This is a genomic window from Brevundimonas sp. (assembly GCF_036399195.1).
GTDB lineage: Bacteria > Pseudomonadota > Alphaproteobacteria > Caulobacterales > Caulobacteraceae > Brevundimonas.
The window spans coordinates 1-8,317 of the sequence record NZ_DASWNO010000205.1; the positions used below are offsets into that span (position 1 = coordinate 1).

Annotated in this window: 12 protein-coding genes; 9 read left to right on the plus strand and 3 right to left on the minus strand. The window is 70.7% G+C overall.

From position 1 onward, the window contains the following. Positions 1–311, minus strand: a 311-nt coding sequence (locus tag VGB60_RS09285) for a hypothetical protein (RefSeq protein WP_331037984.1), incomplete at its 3' end; no start/stop codon positions are given. A gap of 137 nt (positions 312–448) precedes the next feature. On the opposite strand from VGB60_RS09285, the gene VGB60_RS09290 reads away from it, so the two are divergent. Together VGB60_RS09290 and VGB60_RS09295 are read left to right on the plus strand one after the other, a co-directional pair. Next, entirely contained in the window at positions 449–1,471 is a 1,023-nt protein-coding gene (locus VGB60_RS09290) for a hypothetical protein (protein WP_331037985.1), read from the plus strand. Positions 1,472–1,525: 54 nt separating this feature from the next. Continuing rightward, the gene (locus tag VGB60_RS09295; RefSeq protein ID WP_331037986.1) at positions 1,526–2,080 is read left to right on the plus strand and encodes a fasciclin domain-containing protein; all 555 of its coding nucleotides are present in this window, start codon (positions 1,526–1,528) and stop codon (positions 2,078–2,080) included. A gap of 161 nt (positions 2,081–2,241) precedes the next feature. Here the strand turns inward: VGB60_RS09295 and VGB60_RS09300 are convergent, their stop codons facing one another. Further along, positions 2,242–3,366 carry a zinc-dependent alcohol dehydrogenase family protein gene (locus VGB60_RS09300; protein ID WP_331037987.1) on the minus strand — a complete coding sequence of 375 codons (1,125 nt, stop codon included), beginning with the start codon at positions 3,364–3,366 and terminating at the stop codon, positions 2,242–2,244. Between the two features lie 141 nt (positions 3,367–3,507). Here VGB60_RS09300 and VGB60_RS09305 point away from each other — a divergent pair, with 141 nt between their 5' ends. Further along, a complete protein-coding gene (locus VGB60_RS09305; RefSeq protein ID WP_331037988.1) occupies positions 3,508–3,945 on the plus strand; it encodes a thioesterase family protein in 438 nt (145 codons plus the stop codon). Positions 3,946–4,148: 203 nt separating this feature from the next. Here VGB60_RS09305 and VGB60_RS09310 read toward each other — a convergent pair whose 3' ends face one another. Continuing rightward, positions 4,149–4,349, minus strand: coding sequence for a hypothetical protein (locus VGB60_RS09310; protein WP_331037989.1), 201 nt, complete (start codon positions 4,347–4,349; stop codon positions 4,149–4,151). A 183-nt stretch (positions 4,350–4,532) separates the two neighbouring features. Here VGB60_RS09310 and VGB60_RS09315 point away from each other — a divergent pair, with 183 nt between their 5' ends. From VGB60_RS09315 to ruvA, 6 genes are all read left to right on the plus strand, one after another. After that, on the plus strand, positions 4,533–5,306 hold the full coding sequence (locus VGB60_RS09315) for a YebC/PmpR family DNA-binding transcriptional regulator (protein ID WP_331037990.1): 774 nt from the start codon (positions 4,533–4,535) through the stop codon (positions 5,304–5,306). Beyond that, entirely contained in the window at positions 5,307–5,822 is a 516-nt protein-coding gene (locus tag VGB60_RS09320) for an energy transducer TonB (protein WP_331037991.1), read from the plus strand. Positions 5,823–5,910: 88 nt separating this feature from the next. After that, positions 5,911–6,603 (plus strand): MgtC/SapB family protein, encoded by a 693-nt coding sequence (locus VGB60_RS09325; RefSeq protein ID WP_331037992.1) that lies wholly within the window; start codon positions 5,911–5,913, stop codon positions 6,601–6,603. 72 nt (positions 6,604–6,675) lie between these two features. Next, positions 6,676–7,362 carry an MgtC/SapB family protein gene (locus tag VGB60_RS09330; protein ID WP_414644506.1) on the plus strand — a complete coding sequence of 229 codons (687 nt, stop codon included), beginning with the start codon at positions 6,676–6,678 and terminating at the stop codon, positions 7,360–7,362. 45 nt (positions 7,363–7,407) lie between these two features. Continuing rightward, positions 7,408–7,917, plus strand: coding sequence for a crossover junction endodeoxyribonuclease RuvC (gene ruvC, locus VGB60_RS09335; protein WP_331037993.1), 510 nt, complete (start codon positions 7,408–7,410; stop codon positions 7,915–7,917). After that, a partial coding sequence (gene ruvA / locus VGB60_RS09340) for a Holliday junction branch migration protein RuvA (protein ID WP_331037994.1) occupies positions 7,914–8,317 on the plus strand: 404 nt, incomplete at its 3' end. The genes ruvC and ruvA, both read left to right, overlap by 4 nt.

Below are 8,317 nucleotides of genomic sequence, written 5' to 3' on the forward strand. Positions count from 1 at the left end.
AGGGGGAGCAGGCGCAGGGGCTTGCGGCGTTTGTCGGTCACGTCCCAGCCCTCGGCCTCGAAGGCCTCGGCCAGATCGGCGGGGGACTGGCGGTGCAGATCCTTCAGGTGGTCGGGCCAGTCGGCGGGGAGGGGGACGGCCTCGGCCTCGTCCAGCGACAGGCTGAAGGCGGCGCGGGCGACGGCGTCGACCTCCGGGTGCTCGTGGCGCAGGTCGGGGTCGGCGAGGCGCGGCTTCATCAGCGCCTTCAGCTCCAGATCGTCGACGCCGGGCAGGTCGATCAGGCGGCGGAGGGGGGCGGGGTTGCTCATGCCGCCGGGGTAGCAGGGCCGGGGCGGCGGGGGAACAGCCGGGCGCGGGCGGGCGGGGTCGAGCGCCGGCTCATCCGGGCGGACGGCGGAACATCGGTCCGACGCCGGACGTTGTGCACCGGACATAGAGGTGTTCCATGAAACGGCTTATTCCCATCACCAGCGTCCTGATGCTGGCGCTCGCGGTCCCTTCCACGGCTCTGGCCCAGAACGGCAACGGAAACGGCAAGGGCGGCGGCAAGAGCGAGGCGGCGCGCGGGGCCGGCGGCGGCGGTCAGGAGCGCGGCGGCGGGAATGAAAAGCGCGGCGGCGGCGGCGGCGGAGACGACCGCGGCGGAAACGGCGATGGCAATGGGAACGGACGCGGCCGGGGCGGAGACGACAATCGCGAGGTTCGCACGGAGGTTCGCTCCATCATCCGTCAGGACGACGACCGCGGGCGCGGCCGTGGGAACGACAGTCGCGGCGATGACGACCGGCGCGCGGTCGTCGACGTCCGCCGCGGGCTGGAACGGGGCGACGTGCGCGTCTCCAACGACGGGCGTTCCGTCACGGTGTTCCGCCGCGACGACGACCGCGGCCTGATCGCCGGCTGTCCTCCGGGCCTGGCGAAGAAGAACAACGGCTGCCTGCCGCCGGGACAGGCGCGTCAGCTGGCGCGGGCGGCCGAGGCGGACCGCTATGACTGGCTGTGGGGTCTGGGCGGGCGGCAGGACCGGTCGAACTACCGTTATGAGAACGGCTATCTGTACCAGCTGAGCCCGCAGGGGTCGCCGCTGGGCTGGCTGCCCGTGCTGGGCGGGGCGCTGGCGCCCGGGGCCGTGTGGCCGCAGCAGTACCAGTGGCAGCAGACGCCGGACTATTACAGCCGGTATTACGGGCTGAACGACCGCTACGACTACCGCTACGCCGATGGCGCGCTGTACGGGGTCGATCCGCAGACCAACACCATCAGCCAGATCGCGGCCCTGCTGACCGGGCAACAGTTCAACGTGGGCCAGCAGATGCCGGCGGGGTACGACATCTACAACGTGCCCTACCAGTACCGGAACCAGTACGCCGACAGCGCGGACAGCCTGTACCGCTACAACGACGGCTATGTGTACCAGGTGGATCCGAAGACCCAGCTGATCCAGACCGTGATCCAGTTGCTCACCTGATCGCCGGACGCAGCGGCGCGACCACAGACAGCCCAGACAGACAGGACGACCACGATGAGAGCTTCGATGCGATGGGCCGCCGCGGCGGCGGTGCTGGGTCTTGCCGCGTGCGGCGGCGGCGACGACGAGAAGGCGACGGCGCCGGGCGAGGCGGCGGCGCCGTCGAACCGGACGCTGGCGGCCTCGGTGGCGGACAGCGGCGAGCTGGGCGCGCTGGAGCGGGTGCTGGCCAACGCCGGGCTGAACACGGTGCTGGAGGGGACGGGCCCCTATACGGTGTTCGCGCCGAACGACGCCGCCTTCACCGCCGCCGGCGGCGCCGATCTGGGCACGGAGGCGATGAAGGCGCAGGCCGCGGCGCTGCTGCGGGCGCACATCGTGCCGGGCGCGCTGACGCGGGCCGACATCGAGGCCGCCATGGCGCGGGGCGGCTCGGGCACGGTCGAGATGCGGACTATGGCCAACACCCTGCTGACCTTCTCACGCGAAGGCGAGGCGATCGTGGTGGCCGGCGAGGGCGGGGCGCGCGGGCGTCTGGCCGGTCAGGAGACGGTCGCCTCGAACGGCGTGGTGCAGCCGGTCGATGGGGTTCTGGCCAGGGGAGCGTAGGACCGCATCACTCTCCGTCCTTCCGGGGCCGCGCAGCGGAACCCGGAATCCCGGAGATCGGTCTCAGGGCGGAAGTTCGCGGAGACGCGCCCGGTCTCCTGGGTTCCGGGTTCCGTCCGGCTGCGCCGGCCTGCCCCGGAAAGACGAGGGTGGGTTGAACCTCAGAACCTCACCACGGTCCGAACGGCCTGACCGTCGGCCAGCCGGTCGAAGGCCTCGTTGATGTCCTCCAGCGCGATGACGCCGGTCAGCAGGCGATCGACCGGCAGCCGCCCTTCGCGGAACAGGGCGACGTAGCGCGGGACGTCGCGGCTGGGGACGCAGGTCCCTATGTAGGACCCCTTCAGCGTCCGCTCCTCGGCCACCAGAGAGACGACATTGACCGCCAGCGCGGCCTCGGGCGGGGGCAGACCGGCGGTGACGGTGGTCCCGCCGCGTCGGGTCATCTTCCAGGCGGCCTCGAGCGCGCGCACCGATCCCGCCATCTCGAAGACGAAGTCGGCCCCGCCGCCGGTCAGGGCGCGGACCTGCTCGACGGCGTCAGGGTCGGAGGCGTTCACGGTCAGCACCGGGCCGAGGCTGCGGGCCAGCGCCAGCTTCTCCGGCGACAGGTCCACCGCCACCACCGGCGAGGCTCCGGCGGCCAGCGCGCCCAGCACAGACGACAGGCCCACGCCGCCGAGGCCGACGACGGCGACGCTCTGGCCTGCCTGAACCCGCGCCGTGTTCACCACCGCGCCCACGCCGGTCAGGACGGCGCAGCCGAACAGGGCCGCGTGCTCGAACGGCAGGTCGGCGTCGATTTTCACCAGCGAGCGGCGCGACACCACGGCGTGGGCGGCGAAGGCCGAGCAGCCGAGATGATGGTTCAGGGCCTCGCCGTCGTCGCTGAGCCGCCGCCCGCCGCCCAGCAGCTCGCCCTTGCCGTTGGCCGCCGCGCCTGGCTCGCACAGGGCGGGACGGCCGCCGGCGCAGGGATCGCAGTGCCCGCACGAGGGCATGAAGACCATGACGACGTGATCGCCGACCTGCAGGTCAGTCACGCCGGGGCCGAGCGCCTCGACCACGCCGGCCGCCTCATGCCCCAGCGCCATGGGCAGGGGGCGGGGCCGGTCGCCGTTGATGACGCTGAGGTCCGAGTGGCAAAGGCCCGCGGCCTTGATCCCGACGCGCACCTCGCCGGGCCCCGGATCGTCGAGGGTGACGGTCTCGATCGAGAGCGGGCGGCTGTCCGCATAGGGGCGCGGCGCGCCCGTGGTCCTGAGAATGGCTGCGGTGGTCTGCATGCGACGACGCTAGGCGCTTGACGCCGCGTTCGCCAAGCCCAAGGCTCGGCTCAAGCGGACTCGACCGAAGGCCGCACACAGAACGCGCTCAAGCAGCGAGCGACCGGGTCGCGAGCGTTAGCGCACCAACGGGGAGGCTTCATGACGGGCACCATCGAGCGGACCAAGCGCAAGGACTATCGCCGGTTTCAGGCGATCTCGACGCGGTGGATGGACAACGACGTCTACGGCCACGTCAACAACGTCGTCTATTATTCGTGGTTCGACACGGCGGTGAACCGGCTGCTGGTCGTCAACGGCGTGCTCGACATCCATCAGGGCACGACCATCGGCCTGGTGGTCGAGACCGGCTGCCGCTACTTCTCGCCGACGGCCTTTCCCGACGAAATCCAGGCCGGCGTCCGCGTCGCCCACGTCGGCACCTCGTCCGTCCGCTACGAGATCGGCCTGTTCCGCAACAACGAGGAAGAGGCGGCGGCGGTCGGCTATTTCGTCCACGTCTATGTGGATCGCGAGACGAAGCGGCCGGTGTCGGTGGACGACCGGATGCGGGGGTTTCTGGAGAGCTTGAAGACGTAGGGGGGGGCAGGGGCGCTCAGCGTTCTCCCTCCCCCCTGTGGGGAGGGTCCTCGTCGCGGAGCGACGAGGGGGTGGGGGCGCTTTGGCGAGGCAAGCGCCGGCGCTCGCGTCGCCGCGCCCCTCCCACCCGGCTTCGCCTGCGGCTCAGCCACCCTCCCTCAAGCGGGAGGGAGAGGCGGTTGTAGGCGGTTGTGGGATGTGCCTCAGTCCTCCAGCCGCCCCATTAGCACCAGCGCCCCGACGGCCGTCAGCACCCCCAGGGTAAAGGCCCCGACCACCGCGCCCACGGCGACTGGGGTGGAGACCGTGACCTGGCGCGCCTCGTACCATTCGACGATGTCGGCGTCGTGGAGGTCGTCGTCGGTGTAGCCCTCGACGTGATAAAGCGTGTCTTCGGCGGTCATGGCGGGGCTCCGGTGAAGGTCGGTTCGGAAATGCCCCGCAAGCGCGGCGGTTCCTGCGTCCCGCGGCCGCGCCCGACCGTGACAGCGAACGCGGCTTGAGCTAGATGCCCGGCTCTCCGGCGGCGAGGGCGCTCAAGCAGCGAGCGACCGCGTCGCGAGCGTTAGCGCCCTAGAAGAGACCTCATGGCCGGCCATTCCAAGTTCAAGAACATCATGCACCGCAAGGGGCGCGCCGACGCGCAGCGCTCCAAGCTGTTCTCGAAACTGTCGCGCGACATCACCGTGGCCGCCAAGCTGGGGCTGCCGGACCCGGCCATGAACCCGCGCCTGCGTCTGGCGGTGAACAACGCCAAGGCCGAAAGCCTGCCGCGCGACGTGATCCAGCGGGCCATCAACAAGGCCGCCGGCGGCGATGTCGATCTGATGGAAGAGGTCCGCTACGAGGGCCGGGGACCGGGTGGCGTCGGCATCATCGTCGAGGCCCTGACCGACAACCGCAACCGCGCTAACTCAAACATCCGCTCCTGCTTCACCAAGAACGGCGGCCAGCTGGGCGAGATGAACTCGGTGGCCTTCATGTGGAACCGCGTCGGGCGGATCATCTATCCGGCCGAGGCGGGCAGCGAGGACGCGGTGATGGAAGCCGCGATCGAGGCAGGCGCCCAGGATGTCGAGAGCGACCTGGTCAAGCCCGACATCTATGAGGACGCCCCGGGCCACACCATCTGGACCACCTTCGAGGACCTGAACGAGGTCGCCGAGGCGCTTTCGACGATCCTCGGCGACGCCAAGTCGACGGCGCTGGTCTGGCGTCCCCAGACCGAGGTCCCGGTCACCGGCGAGGCGGTCGGCACGCTGATGAAGCTGCTGGACGCGCTGGACGCCGAGGACGACGTGCAGAACGTCTATTCGAACGAAGACATCACGGACGAAGACCTGGCGAAATACGGCGGCTAGATGGACCCGCGCGAGCCGAACAGGCCCGCGGCCGGGTCGAGGGACAGGATCGTCGACGTCGCGGTCTGGTGTCTGGTCATCGCCGTCCTGTTCGCCCTCGGCGTGGGAGCCAACCGCTGGTTCGCGGCGAGATTCGGCAACGAGGACCCAACGCGCACGGAAGAATGGGTCGAACCCCTTCCGCGGGAGGCGCCGGGCGGGCCATCGCAGCCGAGCGTTGGACCGAACGGCGAGGTCGTGCAGTCGCCGGTGTGGACCCGGCAACCCGTTCCCGAATACCCGCGGCCGGCGATGAGGCGCGGAATCGAGAGCGGCTCGGTCATGCTGCGCTGCAAGGCGCTGGCCTCAGGCGCGCTCGAAGCCTGCGTGGTGCTTTCGGAACAGCCAGCCGGCGCGGGCTTCGCCGAGGCCGCGCTGCACGGAGTCAGAAGCGCCCGCATCCAGCCGCGCAGCGTCGATGGCTTCGAGACCGACAGCACCATCCAGTTCACCGTCCGCTTCCGCGTGGAGCCCTGAAGGCGGGCTGGCGGCCGGCGGCGGTCCGGGCCCCGGCTTCGGCGCGGGGAACGGGCGTTCGCTCCCGACCGTTGCCGTCCCCATGAACATGAGCGACCTGCCCGGCTTCACCCTGCCCCTTCTCGCCTCGATCATCGCGGGAGGCGTGATCGGGTTTGAGCGGGAGTGGCGGGGCCGGGCGGCCGGGTTCCGGACGCACATCCTCGTCTGTCTGGCCTCGTGCCTGCTCATGGAGGCGGCCGTGTCGCAGGGCGCCTGGCGGTTTCTGCCCATCAGCGGGAGCGAGATCGTCAGCGATCCGACCCGGATGGCGCACGGCGTGCTGACAGGCATCGGCTTCCTGTGCGCCGGCGTGATCTTCCGCCAGGGCTTTTCCGTCCACGGCCTGACGACCGCGGCGTCGCTTTGGATCACCTCGGCGCTGGGGGTGCTGTTCGGGGTCGGCCTGTACACCCTCGGCGCCGTGGGCACGGTTCTGACCGCGGCGGTCCTGGTGGCCCTGCGGCTGGTCAGCAAGCGGATGCCGCAGATCACGATCGTCGACGCCGACGTCGTTTGGCGCCGGGGAGACCCCGAGGCCGAGGGACGGGTTCACGCCGCACTGGGCGAGATCGACGGCACGCGACGCGGGGGCAAGATCGAACTGATCGACGGCGGCGCGGCGGTGCGGCAGCGTTTCCGCCTGGCGCTGCAGGGCGAACCGGCTGTGCGGGCTCTGTCGGGCCGGTTACAGACGATCGAAGGCGTCACCGGCTATTCGCTGGATCCCCGCGACGACTGATCGGGGCGCTTGAACGCCGGGGCCGCTCCGGCCTAGGTTCAGGATTCGTCAGTCAGCGGAGCGAATTTCTTGGTGAACTGGGACCTTGTGTGGCCGATCGCGGCGGCGATGGCGGCGGGCGGGCTGATCGGCGCCGAGCGCACCTATCACGGCCATCCCGCCGGGTTCCGGACCCACATCCTCGTCTGCCTGACCTCCTGCCTGCTGATGCTGGCGGCGATGCATCAGGCGACCTGGGCGTTCGACGCGCTGCCGGGCCAGACGGTGGTGATCGACCCCACGCGGATGTCGCACGGACTGCTGACGGGGATCGGCTTCCTCTGCGCCGGCGTGATCTTCCGGGAGGGATTTTCCGTTCATGGGCTCACGACGGCGGCGTCGCTGTGGGTCACCTCGGCGATCGGCGTGCTGTTCGGTGTCGGCATGCTGGATCTCGCCCTGATCGGCTCGGGCGCCACGCTTCTGGTGCTGGCGATCCTGAGACTGCTGGATGCGCGGCTGCCGCACATCGGGGTCATGGACATCAGCCTGCGCTGGAAGCGGGGCGCGGCGCCGTCGGAGCGGATGCTGCGTGACCTGCTGCGGAGCAAGGGGCTGAAGCCTGTCCGCATCGGCCATGTGATGAGCCCGGACTGCGAAATCCACGAGCACCTGCTGAAGGTGAAGGGGCCGATGCCGATGGATATCGACGCCCTCGTCGCGCAGCTGTGCGGCCACGACGGCCTGTCCGGATTTTCGGTGCTGCCGCGGGACGAATAGGCCGGTCATTGTCCGTCAACCTTGTTTGAGGCATGACTGGAACGAATGACGAACGGACCGACTCGAATTCTGGGGCTGGACCCCGGCCTGCGGCGCACCGGCTGGGGCGTTCTGGTCGCCGAGGGCTCGCGCCTGCGCTGGGTCGCGCACGGGGTGGTGACGCCGCCCGAGGCCGCGCCGTTCAGCGAGCGGCTGCTGCATCTGTTCGAGGCGCTGTCGGCGGTCTGCGCCGCCCACGGCTGTGACGAGGCGGCGGTCGAGGAGGTGTTCGTCAACATGAACCCGGCCTCGACGCTGAAGCTCGGCCACGCCCGGGCGGCGGTCATGCTGGCTCCCGCCAAATGCGGCCTGTCGGTCGCGGAATACTCTCCCAACCTGATCAAGAAGGCGGTCGTCGGCGCCGGCCACGCCGACAAGAGTCAGATCGCCTTCATGGTGAAGCGGCTGCTGCCCTCGGCGGGGGACGTGAAGGCCGACGCGGCGGATGCGCTGGCGGTGGCCATCACCCACGCGCAGCTGCGCAAGCGGGCGCTTCTGGCGGGGGCGGCGGCGTGATCGGCCGGCTGCGCGGCGTGCTGGCGGAGGTCGAGGCGGATCACTGCCTGATCGACTGCGCCGGCGTCGGCTATGTCGTTGCCTGCGGGGCGCGGACGCTGCAGCGGCTGCCGGCGCCGGGCGACGAGGCGACGCTGCACATCGAGAGCAGCTGGTCGGCCGAAAACGGGCCGCGGCTGTACGGCTTCCTCAGCCGCGACGAGCGCCGGGCCTTCACCACCCTGACCGGCATCCAGGGGGTGGGGCCGAAGGCGGCGCTGAGCGTGCTCGACGTGCTGCCGCCGGGCGAGCTGGCGGGAGCGGTGGCGCGCGAGGACAAGGCGGCGGTGGCGCGGGCCAACGGCGTCGGGCCCAAGCTGGCGCTGCGCATCGTCACCGAACTGAAGGGCAAGCCGCTGGG

What these genes read in the sequence shown, in the direction of transcription:
- VGB60_RS09290 (WP_331037985.1), top strand. Translation starts at nt 449, where the DNA reads ATGAAACGGCTTATTCCCATCACCAGCGTCCTGATGCTGGCGCTCGCG.
- VGB60_RS09295 (WP_331037986.1), top strand. Translation starts at nt 1,526, where the DNA reads ATGAGAGCTTCGATGCGATGGGCCGCCGCGGCGGCGGTGCTGGGTCTT.
- VGB60_RS09300 (WP_331037987.1), bottom strand. Translation starts at nt 3,366, where the DNA reads ATGCAGACCACCGCAGCCATTCTCAGGACCACGGGCGCGCCGCGCCCC.
- VGB60_RS09305 (WP_331037988.1), top strand. Translation starts at nt 3,508, where the DNA reads ATGACGGGCACCATCGAGCGGACCAAGCGCAAGGACTATCGCCGGTTT.
- VGB60_RS09310 (WP_331037989.1), bottom strand. Translation starts at nt 4,349, where the DNA reads ATGACCGCCGAAGACACGCTTTATCACGTCGAGGGCTACACCGACGAC.
- VGB60_RS09315 (WP_331037990.1), top strand. Translation starts at nt 4,533, where the DNA reads ATGGCCGGCCATTCCAAGTTCAAGAACATCATGCACCGCAAGGGGCGC.
- VGB60_RS09320 (WP_331037991.1), top strand. Translation starts at nt 5,307, where the DNA reads ATGGACCCGCGCGAGCCGAACAGGCCCGCGGCCGGGTCGAGGGACAGG.
- VGB60_RS09325 (WP_331037992.1), top strand. Translation starts at nt 5,911, where the DNA reads ATGAGCGACCTGCCCGGCTTCACCCTGCCCCTTCTCGCCTCGATCATC.
- ruvC (WP_331037993.1), top strand. Translation starts at nt 7,408, where the DNA reads ATGACGAACGGACCGACTCGAATTCTGGGGCTGGACCCCGGCCTGCGG.